Raw genomic sequence first — 16,201 nt, forward strand, 5'->3', positions numbered from 1 at the left:
AACGACTTGCTCGTGACTTCTACAACGGCATCTTAAATTTCATTCATTCTTTAACAATGGCTTGACTAAATATTCAATAAGTTTAAAACGGATAGAAAATCAGAATGACTTTGTGCTCGGAATAGATGGCTATTTTTGCTGAAATGCCTGTTCACTAACTATATTTGTTTTAAATATTCATTAATTAAATTACCCCATTGATGACACCGCTAACCGTAATCGATATTAAACAGGAAACAGACGCTTTCAATAGCAACAAAAATATTCCACTATCATTTTTTAACGATCATGTGGTGAGAGTTGGGATAATGACGGAAGCTTTTTACTGGCATTACCACCCCAATAGCGATGAAACCTTTCTGGTAACCGAAGGGATTTTGTTAATCGACCTTGAAGACCGTACTGTGGAACTTAAACCTGGTCAGCTGTTCACAATCCCTGCAAATGTGAAACATCGCACCAGGCCGCTGGGCGGGCGTTCCGTAAATCTTACTTTTGAGCTTGCGGGTATGGAAACTGTTCGGGACACCGATTTTACTTAAATTACCCGAAGTTTAAGGGCTGGCAATAAAAGGTAAATCAGCTCGCACGATGTTTTTTAGTTTCGCTTGGGCTGTATCCAAAATGACTTTTATACAAGCGTGAGAAATGTGAAACATTTTCATAACCCACTTCATAACATACATTGGCAATGGTTAGTTGTGTGGAAAAGAATAGGCTCCTGGCTTTTTCCAATCGTTTTTCCTGTATCCATTTGGCAGGTGTTATCTGAAACAAAGATTCAAATTCCCTCCGAAAGGTCGATAAACTTCTTCCCGAAATATGAGCCAATTGCTGCAGCGTATAGGGCTGAAGGTAATGTGCCTCTATAGTTTTTAATAAATCTTTAGTTTCATAGCGGTTAAGGTTTATCAATTGCTGTAAAAACTTTGGATTTTCCTGCGAAAGGCTATAAAGTAATTCCAGGATTTTGAGTTTGAACAAGCCCGTTTTTACATTTTGATTGTCGTCGAAATAAGGCTTCATAGATGTCAGAAATGATTGCAAACGGCCTCCATAGGGATGAATAATCATTTCATCATCCAAAACGGTCTCTTTTGGATAATCATCCATTTCAATCAATTTTATAAAATCGATGATGATATCTTTCTTTAAAGAGAAAGAAACACTTTCATACATATAATTATCCAGGGCATTGCCAGCTTTCACAATCTCTACATAAGTAGCCTTTTTTATTAGTAACATTTCGCCCTTTTCTAACCGAAAGAAATGGTTTCCAATGTGCAACTCATTAATCCCTTCCACGGCAAATAGCAAAAAATGTTCTTTTAACGTATTCTGTTTATGAAACGGGGTTTTATGTTGTTGGCGGCAAATCTCTGTTGTGCCGATTTCCTTTGAAGTTAAAATAATATGCGTCCCTTGAAATGAACTCTGATCTGCTACTTGTTTTACAACATCCATGGTAATGCGTTTTGACAAAAGTATATAATTTATAGCCTTGAAATTATCGTAAAATCTTTTTTCTGTTGACACAAAAAGTCATGAAATATGGCGTTTTAAGCAATCTCATTGTATCATATTTATTAGAATTTTGTGAAAAAATAATTCATAAACAGTTATGCTACAATTTAAAAACGCAGAAAAAGTATTTGCAATAAAGGGCTTGTCACAGGCGATTGAAATCCCATTTGGTGATCAGAAAATGATTATTCTGTCGGGGCAAATTCCCCTTAATAAACAAGGTGAGTTAGTTGGTAAAGATGTAAAAACACAGACCATTCAGATTTTTGAAAATATCAGGGATATTTTGGAAGCCTGTGGTGCTGGCATGGAGGATATCATAAAACTGGGGATTTTCATCTCAGACATTTCCCAGATAGCGGGCTATAGAGAAGCCAGAGATCAATTCATTAATCTAAATCATCCACCAACAAGTACACTTGTTGAGGTAAAAGGTTTATTCCGGAGTGACGTGATCATTGAGATAGAAGTGACCGCTATAGTTTAACTTCACCCAATAACGATCTGAAAGATATTGTTTGGCGGAGTTAAGGAAGGTATTATCGAGGGGTAATACCGTCCTTGCTTTTAAAATGTTTTTGCTTCAAATGTGGGCACATCCTGTATGCGGTTCCAAGGATTTTATCGCATGTCTTTGTGATAATATGCTCCACAGACCTAACATTGTTGAGCGCAACAACTATCTTTGAAAGAGATAATAAGTTTTAAAGGTAAATAAATCAAAAAGAGTGTGGATTCAGATAATCTATTAAAACAAGTCGCTTTCATAAAAGAGATTGATAAGTTGAAATACATTCAGCGAAAAACAAAATTATTTGATAGCGACCGGCGTGAAAATGATGCCGAACACAGTTGGCATCTGGCCATGATGGCGATCATACTGGCCGAACATTCGAACAAACCGGTAGATGTGCTAAAGGTGCTTAAAATGGTATTGATCCACGATATTGTAGAAATTGATGCGGGTGATACGTTTATCTACGATACCACAAAGAGCCATACCAATACCGATGAAGAACTTATCGCGGCCAAAAGGATATTTGGAATCCTGCCTGTCCTGCAGGCAGAAGAATTTACCGCAATATGGGAAGAGTTTGAGGAAGGTATTACCGAAGAAGCCAGGTTTGCAAGAGCCATGGATAGATTTGAGCCATTGTTGCAGAATGCATCCAACAAGGGTGGAACCTGGGCAGAATTTAATGTGCCTTTCCAAAAGGTGTATGAGAAAAAGAAAGCGATAAATGATGGTTCTTGTGCCATCTGGAATTATGCAGAAGACTTATTAAACGAAAGTGTTGCAAAGGGAATTTTAAAAAAATAGGTAGCGCCTCTACTAAAAAGAAAGAATTTTATGATCAAAAAAAGCTTAGTTTCAATACTTATTCTATCATTTATAAGCTGCCAGATTTACGCACAGCACCTCACTTTAAGGTCGCTGATCAGTAAGTTATCAGATAATTCAGCAGGGCATCTCGGTGTTTTTATAAAAATTCCGGAAACCGGAGATACCCTTAGTTTTCACAACCAGGAGCATTACGTGATGCAAAGTGTATTCAAGTTTCCAATTGCGATGCTGGTACTGAAACAGATTGATGAGGGGAAATTGAAACTCGACCAGAAAATATTTGTCCGGAAAGCTGATCTCCACAAAACGGTAAGTGCACTCTATGAGAAATACCCCGATGGAAATGTTGATATCACCGTCCGGGAAATGCTAGAAGACATGGTCACCCGAAGTGATAACAATGCATGTGATCTGCTTTTGAAATTGGTAAAAGGTCCTGCTGTAGTACAGAAGTTTATAAATGGCCTTGGCATTTCTGATTTCCAGATGAAAGTAAATGAAAACGAAATGGCCGGATCATGGGAGCGACAATATTTAAACTGGACCACTCCATCATCTCTGGTTGCGCTCCTGGAGATGACCCTAACGCAAAAAATACTTTCGGAAAAATCGAATATTCTTCTCCAGAAATGGATGAGGGAAACCTATGTAACACCGAAGCGGATCAGGTTCCTTTTACCCATAGGAACGATAGTAGAACACCGCTCGGGTACATCCGGAACAAATGGAAAGGGTCTCTCTCCAGCTACCAATGATATTGCGACGATAACGTTACCCAATGGCAGGCACCTTTGTATTGCGGTGATGATTACAGACTCTTATGCAGATGATACACAACGTGAAGCAATAATAGCGAAGATAGCAAAAGCGGCATTCGAAGAATTTTCTGGTGCATAAGGCCTTTTAAAGGCATATTGATCAGGTAAAGATGGAAATGCACAGGCCGGGTTTATTTGTCCGGTATATAACATTTCCATCTGTTTTATTGTGATAATTGAAATGACAGCAGCGGATGGCTTGCTATGATTTGCTCCCCGACCGAGACTTCATTCGTTCTTTAGGCGAGGGTTGCTTAAAATAGTCAATAAGTTCTAAAGAATAGATTACACTGGTAATCTTCCATTTCCCATCTTTTTTTATTAGACCGAGGTATTTGCTGCCCCAGTTGGTCATTTTATGATTTGCCCAGAAACTATAGTCCATGATTACAGAAGCCACAGTGCCATCCTCGATAATTTGAATATTGTCAAACTTATCTTCGGTAGATTTATATTTGAATAAGCCCCTTAAAAAGCCTTTGTAACTTCCCGCAAAATAATTGCTGCCAGTTGCTTTTATGCCATCTCTCTCTATCTCTTTGGCATGCGACCGGTCTTTAACTGCGGCACACCAAACCACAGGACCATCATTGAACAAGCTATAAAATGTAACAGAGTCTTTCGCAATAACGCTTTCACTGTACTTGTTGATGATATCGTTTATCGCGCTTTTATTATCGGCCACCTGTTGGGCAAAACCCTGCTGTATAGCGATCAGCAGGAGAATTGATACTATTTTTACGGGTTTCATTTCGATGTTTTATTAAGTTTTTTTGAACAGAACGAAATAAGGCGCAGGAGCAGTTAAGCCTACGCTTCATAGAAAGTGTTTATTTCTTTTGATTGGTAATGATTTTATACTCTATCGTTAAACCTTCATAACCATAGGCATCCGCTTTCATTTCGTGGATGGCAGTATAACTTACCGGATGAACATTGCCAAGAATAGAGCTTAACGATTGGTGTACCGCCTCAATATATTTGGCCTTATCTGTTTTAAGATTGGTAGAATCCGAAATTTTAATGTTCAGATGAAAGCTTTTTATTTTCAGTTCAGCCAGCGATACCGCATTCACAAACCAGAGATGCTCCGGTACGAATGAAAGGGTAACGACGGTAATCTCAGGTTTTTTGTTTAAAACCTCTTTGGTCAACCGGCCGATTTCTTTTACGAGTTCTTGTGCTAAAGCAGGGTTTTCCTTACCGCTTACTTTTAAATCAATTATGGGCATACGTCAATATTTAAGTGAATTACTGAGGGTAAAATTCAGCTTAAATCGGGCGCTATTTATTGATGTAGGTTAAGAGTTTGATTCTGCTCAGCGATTCGGGTTTAATACCCAAATAGGAAGCGATGTGATATTGCGAAACCCGCTGTTGTATGCCTGGGTATAGGGTAGACAGGCCTTCCAATCTTTCTGCTGCTGTTTGTTTTAAAAAAGAGGTCTCGCGTCTGCATTTCCTGATGAAATACAGATCAGAAATATATTTGCCCAGTTTAAGGAAGGCGCTATCCTGTGTTATTAATGTATTGAGCTTCTCGGAGCTAATGGTATAAATGGTGCTATCCGTTAATGCTTCTATATTGCAATTGGTGGGCATCTGCGTTAAAAAGCTGGTATAGGCGCTTACAAAATCATGATCAAAATAAAAATCATTATTAAATTCGCCTTCTTCGTTCATCACATACGACCGGAGCGTACCTGAAGATACAAAGCCAATAAAATGACAAACCGAGCCTTCACGGATCAAATGCTCTTTCTTCTTTAAATTCTTTAATTTTAGTTGGGACCTGAACAATTCAAAATGGCTCATGTCCAATCCTAACTTTTCGGTAAATAAAGACATTAATGATTCCATTATTCTGGCTGATTACTAAGGTGATGCAAAGATAAGTTTTATTTTCTATGGTACTACTCGTGTTGAGGTTAGAACGATAGGGGGCATGGGCTAAATGACTTGAGATTTTTTGTCATATGGGTTCAATTGCAAATCTCGGTGAGTGCCAGCGGGAAGATTGCCTTTTCATTTAGCGCGAACTTTTTTAAATGTTTTTATGTTATTTCAAAGACTTCACGTGCGATGGTCAATATTAAGTGTAAAAATTTTATAACATGAAGAAACGGGGGCTGGTTTGGTTTAAGAACGATCTGAGATTGCATGATAACGAAGCTTTGATTAGGGCGCAGAAGGAATGTACCGATCTGGTTTTTTGTTATTGTATCGAGAAGAAAGACTTCGATAAGCTAAATCTTGGTTTTCGCAGGGTAAATGTAATCAGATTCAAGTTTTTGCAGCAATCTGTGCTTAATCTTAGAAAAAACCTGGAATCTCATGGTGGTCATTTAATCATTGGAGAAGTTTCAGCTCTTGTTACCCTACCCGAGCTGGTTGAGGAATATGGGATAACAGATGTGTATGCAGAAGAGGAATATGCGAGTTACGAAATGAGTTTGGTTGATCAGGTGATGAATGCTTTGCCAGAAATCAGCTTTCATTTTTTCTGGGGCAAAACACTATACCATAAGGATGATATTCCCTTTGAGATCTCAAAAATTCCACTTACGAGTAAGGCCTATAGGATTCCTGTTGGATCAAAAGCCGAACCCCGGAAAACTTTTAGCAAGCCTACTCATTTAAAAGCCGTGGCACACCTAAAAACCCAAGAATTTCCTTCGTACAGCATTTATGGGTTTACTAAAAAGGAATATGAAAATTCAAATCCATTTGTTGAGGGTGGCGAAACCGCGGCATTGGAAAGATTGGAATATTATACCTTTAAGTCGGAACTTTTAACCGGTTACAGGTGGAGTAGAAATAAATCAGACGGGCTGGATTATAGCTCTAAATTTTCGCCATATCTGGCATTGGGCTGTATTTCTGCGCGTGAAATATATGAAAAGGTAAAAGTTTACGAAGCCAAAGTGAAAAAAAATCAGAGCACCTGGTGGCTGGTTTTTGAATTGGTGTGGAGAGATTATTTTATCTTTAAAGGAATGCGTTTCGGCAATTCGATCTTTCAGACTAAGGGTTATAAAAATAAGGAAATCGAATGGGAAAATGATCCTGCTAAGTTTGAGAAATGGTGCCAGGGAACTACGGGCATACCTTTTGTAGATGCACATATGCGGCAGTTAAACCAAACCGGATACATGAGTAACCGGGGCCGGGTAAACTGCGCAAGTTACCTTGTGCATGATTTAAAAATAGATTGGACATGGGGTGCCGCTTATTTCGAAACTAAACTGATTGATTATGATGTCAGCTCAAATTGGATGAACTGGCATATGCAAGCATTCGAGATCTGGTACACCAATCCCGTACATCAATCCAACAAATACAAAGCGCAGCATTTTATCCGCCAATGGATTCCTGAGCTTGCAGATGCAAACGATGTTGAGGTGCTAGTCCCCTGGGAATTCGACATTACCGCCTATCCCAAGCCTATTGAGGTATATAAAAAGTGGAGCAGGGCGATTGCTTTGATACAGAAACAAGCCTCTTAAAGTTATGTCTCTGTTTACAATTTCCATGCTCAAGTAACCTGATCTTAGCATCTAGCTAAGTAGCAACATGATTAAGATTAGATACGTCCAGTTAGAGATATGAAAATCCGTGTTAATCTGTGTATATCCGTGGTTAAAATCTTTTAACACCCTGTTGAGCCGTTGAGGTGGATATATAAAAATCCGTGGTTAAAATCCTTTAACACCATGTTGAGCCGTTGAGGTGGGTATATAAAAATCCGTGTATCCGTGGCTAAAATCTTTTAACACCATATTGAGCCGTACAGACAAAATATTTGAGCCGTAGAAGAAAGTTTCCGCTGCGGCGAATGTTGATCTTTGTATTATGAACAACATCACAAAAATTCAGTTGGGCCAAAATGGCCCCTTCGTTTCTAAACTTGGTTTAGGCTGTATGCGCATGTCGTCTGTTTGGGGTGGACCAACACCTAGCGAAACAGAAAGCATCGCCACCATCCATGAAGCTTTAGATAGCGGTATTAACTTTTTAAACACCGGAGACTTTTACGGTGCCGGACATAATGAAATGCTGATTGGCAGAGCCATTAAAGACAGGCGCGATGATGCTTTCATCAGCGTAAAATTCGGTGCAATTTTTCACAACGGGCAATGGCTGGGCTTGGATCTGCGACCTATGGCCATCAAGAATTTTATCAATTACTCTTTAACCCGTTTGGGTATCGAAACCATCGACCTTTATCAGCCTTGCCGGATGGATGGCAGTGTGCCCGTGGAAGACATTATCGGAACCATTGCCGACCTGATTAAAGAAGGTAAGGTGCGCCACATTGGGGTATCCGAAATTAATGCTGATCAACTTCGCCAGGCCAACAGTATCCACCCGATTAGTGCGCTTGAGATTGGTTATTCGCTGGCCGACCGTCAGATAGAAGCCGATCTTTTACCAGCTGCAGCCGAATTGGGCATTGCTGTAGTGGCCTTTGCCAATACTGCCGAAGGTTTATTAACCGGTGAAATGAAAGCTCCTCTTGCCGAAAACGATTACCACAGCCATTTCTCCCGTTTCCAGGGCGAAAACCTGGTGCACAACCTTGAAAAAGTAGAAGTTTTAAAACAACTGGCCCAAAGTAAAGGCTGTACGCCAACACAAGTGGCCATTGCCTGGGTAAAAGAGCAAAGTACTAACATTATGCCTTTGGTAAGCATGAGCCGCAGAACGCGCCTGCCCGAAAATACGAAAGCCATGGATATTGTATTTACGCCTGAAGAAATGAATACTTTAAACACTACTTTTGCAATAGGTGCTATACATGGTGGCACGTATTTACAACGTTAAATGAACAGTCCAGCAGAAATTCTCCCCGGCGTAATCTTTTATTCTTACCTCTCTGCAGAGCGGAAAGAGAAAGTGTGTTTCTGGAACCACCATACTTTGGTACTGCAGGTTTCAGGTCAGCTGACCCTGGAAACCTCCGGACAAAACCTTTCGATAAGGGGAGGAGAGGTACTGTTGATCGGCAAAAACCAGCTGGGTACGCTCACCAAAACACCACTGCCCGGCGGGAACTATGAAACCATCGTGATATCCCTGCAAGAAGACCTGTTGCGCAAGATCGTGCTCGAAGAAAAGCTCGAGGCAGACCGGAAATATATTGGTCCGCCAAATATCCTGATTCCAACAAACGAATTCTTGCAGGGCTATTTTCAATCTATTGTGCCCTATGCCCGAAGCTCGGGCGCTACCATGACCGACGAAATGGGGATCCTGAAAGTGAAGGAAGGCATTAAATTGCTATTACTGGCCCTCCCGACCCTCCGTAACTTTTTGTTCGACTTTTCAGAACCCTATAAAATCGACCTGGAAAAGTTTATGCTGAGCAACTATCATTTCAATGTGCCTATCGAAAAATTTGCACAGCTTACCGGTCGCAGCCTGGCAGGTTTTAAACGTGATTTCCTGAAAATATTTGGTGCACCGCCCCGTCATTGGCTACAGGATAAACGGTTAAATGAAGCCAAACACCTGATCGAAAGCAAACATCAGAAACCCTCATCCATTTATCTCGACCTGGGCTTCGAAAGCCTGTCGCATTTTTCGTATTCTTTTAAGAAAAAGTTTGGTATGGCACCTACCAGTCTAAACTATGGGTTTTCTCGAAATGATGTTTAAAAGGGGGGTAGTGTTGGCCTATTGTTGCATGGTTGGTAAGGTTGCTAGCTAAACCATTCTTTTCCGTTGGCTAATCGTGTTAAAAAATCGGTAAAGGAAACGCCTATTTCAATATGTGCTTCTTCTTCGATTAGGAAAGGGGACAATACAATTCTCAAACGATCATCATTTAATTTTTCTATTGCAATATATTCGCTACTACCATTTCCGCCAATTGCTAATGTATGTGGTAAACAGTCAAAAATCTGATAATCAGTATTCATTTTAACAATTTCGTCGAAGTCCCAAAGGCGAACATATTCTGCTCCGATAAAATCTTCAAATTCCGAATAGTTCAAAGCAAAACTTTTGTAGTCGTCGGGAAGTTCGAAATCTATTATTTTTTCAACTTCTTCAAAAGTGACCTTTGGTTTACCAGTCCGTTTAGCAGGTTTATATTTAGTTAATATTTCTTCAAATTTTTCCATAGTGGTGAATTTATCTTCAACCGTGGTTTTATTTTTTTAGCAGATTCAACTCAATTAATTAAAATCGTATGGATAGCTAATTTCTTTAAGGTCAGATTCAAGCTGCTCCCAATCTTCAATTTCTTCAACAATTGATAAAACCATTTCTTTTGTCAATATTTGGCCAAGATAAATTTTTGAAACGGTATCGAAAGGTATACCGCTTTCATTATAACTTTCTTCAAAATAGTCTGTTGCCCAATCAAGATAAGTTTGAGGTTGTCCATCCAAAATGTTCAACATTTCTTCAGAGTGATCATCAAAGTCTTCAATTTGTCCAACCTGCCAATTTTTCAATTCAGTTGTCCATAAACAAAAGGTAGTGCCGATTGAGGCCACAGGTTCTCCAAAAATGAAGTCGTCGAAAATTGCTGGCAAATTGGCTGTTAATTTAGCCTTATCATGCTGCTCGTACTCATGTGCGAAGCCATTTATGGCACATCCATCCTCACGAAATAAAATATGCATTTCGTCGCCAGATCCGTTTCGCATTTGAAAACATTGTTCATTTGTGTCCCACTCAGACTGATAGGAGTAATACCGGTATTGCCACTCCTGGCACATTATGGCATCCAGCACTGAAATCGCTTTGCAAATGGTTTCCAGTGATTTTCTATCTGGAAGTAAACTGATGTTTTTTGTTGAAATCATAAATAAAGTTCATTAGGCATACTGCAATGATTTTTTAATCGGTCAATTCGGTAAAATCTTGTTATCTATAATTTAGATTTCTAATCTTTCTTATTCCACAGGGTATCTTCCAATTGCTTCAACTCCTTCGTCGGTAAATTTCAATACCTCTGTGGTTATTGGATAACCTGATTGTTTGTACTCATCAACAACCACTTTACCGATTCTACCCGAAAAGAACTCAAAATCTGTTTCAGAAAAAATGTAGCAAAAATCCCTAACCGGAATTACAGCATAAAATGGAAATCCAAAATCAGCTTTTACTTTTTCTTTCATTGCTGGTGCGAAAAGCAATGCCGCTTTTAATGTCGTGTGTTCAAGTTCAATTAGCCCGAGTTTGCGATTTTCGATTGTATCGAAGGTTATAGGTGTCTTTTCTAAGAGTTTGTCTGCATTTACATTTGCTTGTTTATCAAGTTCAGTTTCTGTTATATTCCATTTCTTCAAGTCGTCTTTTGTAATCCAGATGAGTTTGTTTTCTACACTAAAAACATATACTTTGCAAAATTCGTCAGTTATTTTAAACTGTAAAAAATCTTGAAAGTCGTGGTCGTTGGGGAATAATGAAATAAAAATTCCATCTTTTGCATCCTCCCATTTTGATGGAAGCTCTATTGAATAGGAAAGTAATGTTTGAACTAAATCCGAAATATAGCTTTCGTCTTTATCTCTCTCATAATTTCTTCTCACATTATCCAAACTGACTTTTAGTTCCAGCTCGCCTTGCGAAATGTAAATAAGCCCCGTTGCATCAACACTGTCTATTTTCATTCCTTTGCTTTCTATTTGAGATTTGAATTCTTCAAATACAAAGTCTTTCTTTTTATTGTTTTTTGATCCAAAAAGTCCAAACATTGTGATCGTTGTTAGTTTGTTTATTAAAATAGCTGGCCATGTTTTACTGTTTGGCCATGTGGCAGATTTTTAGTGCAAAGTTCAATAACATTCCTAATATTAAACCCTTCCGGGTATATTCAGTAAAGGCAATCATCTTCCATATTGCCAGGCCGATATTAGCAGCTCTGCATCTTCCTATTTACAATTATAATATAATTATTTCTTTGTCTTTTTAGTCGCTAGAACAAGTTTTAGTGAGTTGATATAGTCTGTATCAAACTCAATTATGCGAATGTCTTCATTTCTAAATTTCATTTGTCCTTTCCATTTCCCCTTTGAATTTAGGGTATCCATTACAAATTCTTTTTTGTCGATTGATTTAAGCCGCCCCAAATAACAAGCTGTTTCAGATTTTGTATAGATCTGAAAAATACCAAAGCTGTTGGTTAAATATGCTAAAATAGTTTCAAGGTCCGTCAGCGGAATAATGTCTTTCTCCGTTACTTGAAGTCCTTTAAGATTAAGTACCTTTTCTCTCCATTTTTCTTCAATATCCCTGCGAAAACCTTTTATGTTTTTGTGCTTAAAAATAATGTAACCATCAATTATAAAGTCAATAGGATTGGACTTCATCAACGTCCAATCGTTATTGTAGTCGACAACATAGCCATAAATGGGTGTTTTTCTGTCTGTAAATTTTACAGAGATTAGTTTTCCAATGTATTTTTTCTTCTTCACTGAGGCTATCTTTTATCTTTCATTATGCTTACTAATCAAACTGCTTATGTATGGGCATTGTGGATGCAGTTAACCAAGCATTCCAAACTGATTTTATAGTTACATCTTTTAAGTAGTCCTTGTTAGCGTTTGAACGTTTATAAATGTTCAAGTTGGAAAGATTGAAACTGAGCATATTTTGTTAATTTATTTACTGCAAGATATTAATTTTCGCTAAAAGCGCGAGGTTTAATTAATGGGTAAAGGTTCTATCTGGTCTTAGCATCTCGCTAAGACTAAGATCTCGCCATACCTACATGTCCAAAACCCAGGCTACCCACCAAATTAGACTATTTAACTACAACATTCCGACCTTGAGATACATCTGTTACTTATTTACTGATGAACTTTGATCCATCAAAAAATAAAAATTATGAAATTACAAAACAGTACCATACTCATTACAGGTGGTACGAGCGGAATTGGATTGGAAATGGTGAAACAGTTTATACAGCAAGGCGCCACAAAGGTGATTATAACAGGACGTGATGCCGCAAAACTGGAGAGAACAAAGAAGCAGTATCCGGCTATACATACCGTGCAGAGCAATGTGAGCGAACCTGGTGATATTGAAGAATTGTACCGCCAGGTTACGGCAATGTTTCCGGAGCTTAATATCATTGTTAATAATGCAGGCATCATGCGCGATTTAAACCTTCTGGATACCAGTATGGATCTACATAACATCACGATGGAAATTGACACCAATTTATCTGGAACGATACGGATGGTTCATCAATTTCTGCCCCATTTATTAACAAAAAAGACTGCTGCAATCGTAAATATCTCTTCAGGCCTGGCTTTCATTCCATTTCCGCTATCGCCTGTTTACAGCGCAACCAAAGCAGGGATTCATGCCTATACCCGTATCCTCCGCCTGCAGTTGAAAAATACCGGTGTAAAGGTATTTGAAGTAGTACCTCCATCTACTGAAACGCCATTGCTAAACGGTTTTCCGGATGTAGATCTCGAAAAATCGGCACCCAGTATGAAAGTAGATAAGATGGTAGAACAGGCCATTAAGGGGATACTTAAAGACCGCACTGAGATTTTGCCCGGTATGTCGAAAGCATTAAAGTTGATGGGGCGGATTGCACCTAACTTTTTCCTTAACTTTATGGACAGGACAATTGAAAAAGCAAAAAGGAAATAAATATCGCATATTTAACATATGATCAATACAACACCCGTTCGGGTAAACACAATAACAGAGCTGCATCGGATGCTTAATCTTCCATCGCCTTTACATCCGTTGATCAGTATCGTCGACTACTCAAAGGTTGAAGCACCGGCAGGGGTAAGTGCGGTGTTTGATTTTTATTCCATTTCGCTTAAAAGAGGTGCCAATAAATTAAGCTACGGACAGCAGGTATACGATTTCGACGAAGGGGTTTTATATTTTATGGCACCCAATCAGGTGCTGGCAGCAGAAGAGAATACTGTTGACGAGCGTTCTGGCTGGATTTTATTCCTCCATCCCGATTTTTTATGGGGCACTTCCCTCGCAAAAACAATCAGGCAATACGAGTTTTTTAATTATTCGGTTAAAGAAGCCTTATTTCTTTCCGAAAGGGAAGAAGGTATAATAAATGGCATCGTAAAAAACATCGAACAGGAGTTCGAAATCAATATTGATAAGTTTAGTCAGGATGTGGTTGTTGTTCAGTTGGAGGTCATGCTCACGTATTCAAAAAGATTTTACGAACGGCAGTTTATCACCCGGAAGGTCACAAACCACCAGATATTAAACCGTTTGGAAGAGCTGCTGGAAAGCTATTTTAGCCGTGAAGATCTCTTATCAAAAGGACTTCCCACAGTGCAGTATATTGCAGAAACACTTCATATTTCCAATAAGTATTTGGGCAGCTTGTTGAAACAGCTTACAGGGCAAACCACACAGCAGCACATACAAAATAAACTTGTTGAGAAAGCCAAACAAAAATTATCGACTACCAATTTAACAGTCAGCGAAATCGCCTACCAGTTGGGTTTCGAACATTCGCAGTCGTTTAACAAGCTTTTTAAAATAAAAACCAATCTTTCTCCTCTGGAATTTAGAAAGTCATTTAACTAAAATTTGATCACGAGATCGGCGAATGAGTGCAAATAGACTGCTTTTCAGTTAAACGCGAACTTCATCTAGTCTTAGCATCTCGCTAAGACCTCATTAATCTTCTAAAACAAAAAGAAGCGCCATTTATCGCAGCTATTTTTCATTCGTATACTGAACCAGCAAATTGATAATCGCTGTTTTATCGGCCAGGTATTTATTGCATAAAAATATACCGCCCAAACCTGTTTTAGGGTTGAAAAATAGAAAGGAACTTACACCCGGATCATCGCCATCATGACCGATGGTACCATTGGTATAAAGATTCCAGAATATACCTTTATTGCGGTTGACCAGGCTGATGCCTTTTGGTGGATGTATTTTAGAAAACTGTGGCCTAAACATGCTATCAACTGATGCTTTTTTTAATAAGGACTGATCGCCGTGATAGGCGCGGAGCATCGCCATGATATACTTACTGAGGTCGGCTGTATTTGTTCTTAATCCGCCTTCAGGGTAGGTGATGAAATCGTAATAAGGAAAAACCGCCGTCGGGCTATAATATGGCCGGGCGTAGTTTTTTAAATTATGCCTGTCGAATTGCCATCCCGACTGATTCATCTTGAGCGGCTTTAGAATATATTTTTTCGTAAAATCAGCATAAGACAGGCCAGATTTTAACTCGATTAAATAAGCAGCAAGAGCCGATGCAATGTTACTATAACTGGAAGTTGTGCCCGATGCGCCGGTACCAAAATTTTCCTTATGGTAATGTTGACCTTTTTGTGCTAAATAGTCGTGCATAAACGAGGCTAGTGAAGTATCACTAATCTTTTGTTGGTAGCCAAGATCCTGTAATATTTTATAGGCCGCAGTATCGTAAGGGGCTATGCTGGTGTTAAAATGGTAAACATTAGGGAAAATTGCGGGGTTATCGATTATCCCGGAGGTATGATTGGTAAGCTGCCTGATCGTGATTACCCCTGCAGGATCATTAGGGTTAATTACTTTAAAAGGGAGTATCGTGTTGATGTCGGTTTCTAAATTGAAGTAGCCCAATTCTATGGCTTTCATCAGCGCTATTGCGATAAACGTTTTGCTAACAGAACCGATATTCTGGATACTGTGTGAAGTATATTTAATATTTTCTTCAACATTGGCAAAGCCGAAATTTTGTTCATATACCACCTTTTTGGTATTTGTTAAAATAACGGAAATCCCGGGCAGGCTATCCTTTTCAAAAACAGCCTTCAAAGATTGGGTAAGCCGTTCTTCTTTCGACTGGCTAAAGCTGGTTTTGCTATGAACAACCAGTAATAAACAGATGATGGTGATGAGTTTCAGTTTTTGCATAAGTTGTGGTTTAAACTTAGGCAAATTTATATCATCATCAATGGCTAAGATTGTAAAAAATCGAAATGCCCCGATTTAGGAAGCAGGTAATCGCGGGTGTCAAATTAGTGAGCGGTTAATGGTTTAACTGTCGCCACATGCATTACCCTAAACGCAAGTCAATCCCCTTTAAGGTTTAACCACAGAGATCACAAAGTAGCTGATGTACTATTCCATTGTCCATGTTACATCTTCCATCTTTAACCACAGAGATCACAAAGAGAAGGCGCAAAGGGCACAGAGTTGGGTCCATTAGCTCAATAATCATTCGTTTATTCGTCATGCGCAACTGCAAACTATCCTGTTGTTTTAATCGGCTTATTGATGCCAAACGCCCAGCTCCAAACGCAAGGCTCATTTATCGATTCCTCTTCTTGCATCGTCATCCGATAGCTATCGTTTCTCGCGAAGGGCAGGAATCTTATAAAATGCATTCGTAATTCATCAAACTCGTATCATTAATCTACAGGTTGGTGCGAGGTAGTTAGTCTAAAATGCTTAACTTTGTGGAATAATATCTTATTACATTATTTTCATCGTCTATGCTTTCGCGTTTCTCAAATTTCTCCATTGCTTTTTTGCTTTCTATTGTCCTTTTTATTTC

The 16,201-nt window shown here is 38.9% G+C and carries 18 protein-coding genes; 9 read left to right on the forward strand and 9 right to left on the reverse strand.

Annotated features, from left to right (window positions below; all coding sequences use genetic code 11):
- The first annotated feature begins 200 nt into the window (after window positions 1-200).
- Window positions 201-542 (forward strand): cupin domain-containing protein, encoded by a 342-nt coding sequence (locus R2S57_RS15125; RefSeq protein ID WP_316845793.1) that lies wholly within the window; start codon window positions 201-203, stop codon window positions 540-542.
- A gap of 37 nt (window positions 543-579) precedes the next feature.
- Here the strand turns inward: R2S57_RS15125 and R2S57_RS15130 are convergent, their stop codons facing one another.
- Complete coding sequence (locus tag R2S57_RS15130) at window positions 580-1,464, reverse strand: AraC family transcriptional regulator (protein ID WP_316845794.1); 885 nt, start codon at window positions 1,462-1,464, stop codon at window positions 580-582.
- A gap of 157 nt (window positions 1,465-1,621) precedes the next feature.
- Here R2S57_RS15130 and R2S57_RS15135 point away from each other — a divergent pair, with 157 nt between their 5' ends.
- The 3 genes from R2S57_RS15135 to bla all read left to right on the forward strand — a co-directional run bounded on the left by R2S57_RS15135 (window position 1,622) and on the right by bla (window position 3,766).
- Window positions 1,622-2,011: a RidA family protein gene (locus R2S57_RS15135; protein WP_316845795.1), complete on the forward strand. Its 390-nt coding sequence runs from the start codon at window positions 1,622-1,624 to the stop codon at window positions 2,009-2,011.
- 243 nt (window positions 2,012-2,254) lie between these two features.
- Window positions 2,255-2,845, forward strand: coding sequence for an HD domain-containing protein (locus R2S57_RS15140; protein ID WP_316845796.1), 591 nt, complete (start codon window positions 2,255-2,257; stop codon window positions 2,843-2,845).
- Between the two features lie 30 nt (window positions 2,846-2,875).
- Window positions 2,876-3,766, forward strand: coding sequence for a class A beta-lactamase (gene bla, locus R2S57_RS15145; RefSeq protein ID WP_316845797.1), 891 nt, complete (start codon window positions 2,876-2,878; stop codon window positions 3,764-3,766).
- 123 nt (window positions 3,767-3,889) lie between these two features.
- Here the strand turns inward: bla and R2S57_RS15150 are convergent, their stop codons facing one another.
- From R2S57_RS15150 to R2S57_RS15160, 3 genes are all read right to left on the reverse strand, one after another.
- Window positions 3,890-4,438, reverse strand: a complete 549-nt coding sequence (locus R2S57_RS15150) for a hypothetical protein (protein WP_316845798.1) — start codon at window positions 4,436-4,438, stop codon at window positions 3,890-3,892.
- A gap of 79 nt (window positions 4,439-4,517) precedes the next feature.
- Window positions 4,518-4,919, reverse strand: coding sequence for a 4-oxalocrotonate tautomerase (locus R2S57_RS15155; RefSeq protein WP_316845799.1), 402 nt, complete (start codon window positions 4,917-4,919; stop codon window positions 4,518-4,520).
- A 52-nt stretch (window positions 4,920-4,971) separates the two neighbouring features.
- Window positions 4,972-5,547, reverse strand: coding sequence for a Crp/Fnr family transcriptional regulator (locus R2S57_RS15160; protein ID WP_316845800.1), 576 nt, complete (start codon window positions 5,545-5,547; stop codon window positions 4,972-4,974).
- A gap of 254 nt (window positions 5,548-5,801) precedes the next feature.
- On the opposite strand from R2S57_RS15160, the gene R2S57_RS15165 reads away from it, so the two are divergent.
- From R2S57_RS15165 to R2S57_RS15175, 3 genes are all read left to right on the forward strand, one after another.
- On the forward strand, window positions 5,802-7,193 hold the full coding sequence (locus R2S57_RS15165; protein ID WP_316845801.1) for a DASH family cryptochrome: 1,392 nt from the start codon (window positions 5,802-5,804) through the stop codon (window positions 7,191-7,193).
- Between the two features lie 346 nt (window positions 7,194-7,539).
- Window positions 7,540-8,511 carry an aldo/keto reductase gene (locus R2S57_RS15170; protein ID WP_316845802.1) on the forward strand — a complete coding sequence of 324 codons (972 nt, stop codon included), beginning with the start codon at window positions 7,540-7,542 and terminating at the stop codon, window positions 8,509-8,511.
- Window positions 8,512-9,345: an AraC family transcriptional regulator gene (locus tag R2S57_RS15175; protein WP_316845803.1), complete on the forward strand. Its 834-nt coding sequence runs from the start codon at window positions 8,512-8,514 to the stop codon at window positions 9,343-9,345.
- Between the two features lie 44 nt (window positions 9,346-9,389).
- On the opposite strand, the gene R2S57_RS15180 is transcribed toward R2S57_RS15175, so the two are convergent.
- The 4 genes from R2S57_RS15180 to R2S57_RS15195 form a co-directional block, all read right to left on the reverse strand.
- Window positions 9,390-9,812 carry an SMI1/KNR4 family protein gene (locus tag R2S57_RS15180; protein WP_316845804.1) on the reverse strand — a complete coding sequence of 141 codons (423 nt, stop codon included), beginning with the start codon at window positions 9,810-9,812 and terminating at the stop codon, window positions 9,390-9,392.
- A 54-nt stretch (window positions 9,813-9,866) separates the two neighbouring features.
- On the reverse strand, window positions 9,867-10,502 hold the full coding sequence (locus R2S57_RS15185) for a hypothetical protein (RefSeq protein ID WP_316845805.1): 636 nt from the start codon (window positions 10,500-10,502) through the stop codon (window positions 9,867-9,869).
- A gap of 90 nt (window positions 10,503-10,592) precedes the next feature.
- Window positions 10,593-11,396 carry a hypothetical protein gene (locus R2S57_RS15190; RefSeq protein WP_316845806.1) on the reverse strand — a complete coding sequence of 268 codons (804 nt, stop codon included), beginning with the start codon at window positions 11,394-11,396 and terminating at the stop codon, window positions 10,593-10,595.
- A gap of 198 nt (window positions 11,397-11,594) precedes the next feature.
- Window positions 11,595-12,116: a hypothetical protein gene (locus R2S57_RS15195; protein ID WP_316845807.1), complete on the reverse strand. Its 522-nt coding sequence runs from the start codon at window positions 12,114-12,116 to the stop codon at window positions 11,595-11,597.
- Between the two features lie 412 nt (window positions 12,117-12,528).
- On the opposite strand from R2S57_RS15195, the gene R2S57_RS15200 reads away from it, so the two are divergent.
- Together R2S57_RS15200 and R2S57_RS15205 are read left to right on the forward strand one after the other, a co-directional pair.
- Window positions 12,529-13,308: an SDR family oxidoreductase gene (locus R2S57_RS15200; protein WP_316845808.1), complete on the forward strand. Its 780-nt coding sequence runs from the start codon at window positions 12,529-12,531 to the stop codon at window positions 13,306-13,308.
- An 18-nt stretch (window positions 13,309-13,326) separates the two neighbouring features.
- Entirely contained in the window at window positions 13,327-14,229 is a 903-nt protein-coding gene (locus R2S57_RS15205; RefSeq protein WP_316845809.1) for a helix-turn-helix transcriptional regulator, read from the forward strand.
- Between the two features lie 132 nt (window positions 14,230-14,361).
- Here R2S57_RS15205 and R2S57_RS15210 read toward each other — a convergent pair whose 3' ends face one another.
- Window positions 14,362-15,558 carry a serine hydrolase domain-containing protein gene (locus R2S57_RS15210; RefSeq protein ID WP_316845810.1) on the reverse strand — a complete coding sequence of 399 codons (1,197 nt, stop codon included), beginning with the start codon at window positions 15,556-15,558 and terminating at the stop codon, window positions 14,362-14,364.
- Window positions 15,559-16,201: the final 643 nt, after the last annotated feature.

This window comes from Pedobacter psychrodurus, assembly GCF_032678585.1.
Lineage (GTDB): Bacteria > Bacteroidota > Bacteroidia > Sphingobacteriales > Sphingobacteriaceae > Pedobacter > Pedobacter psychrodurus_A.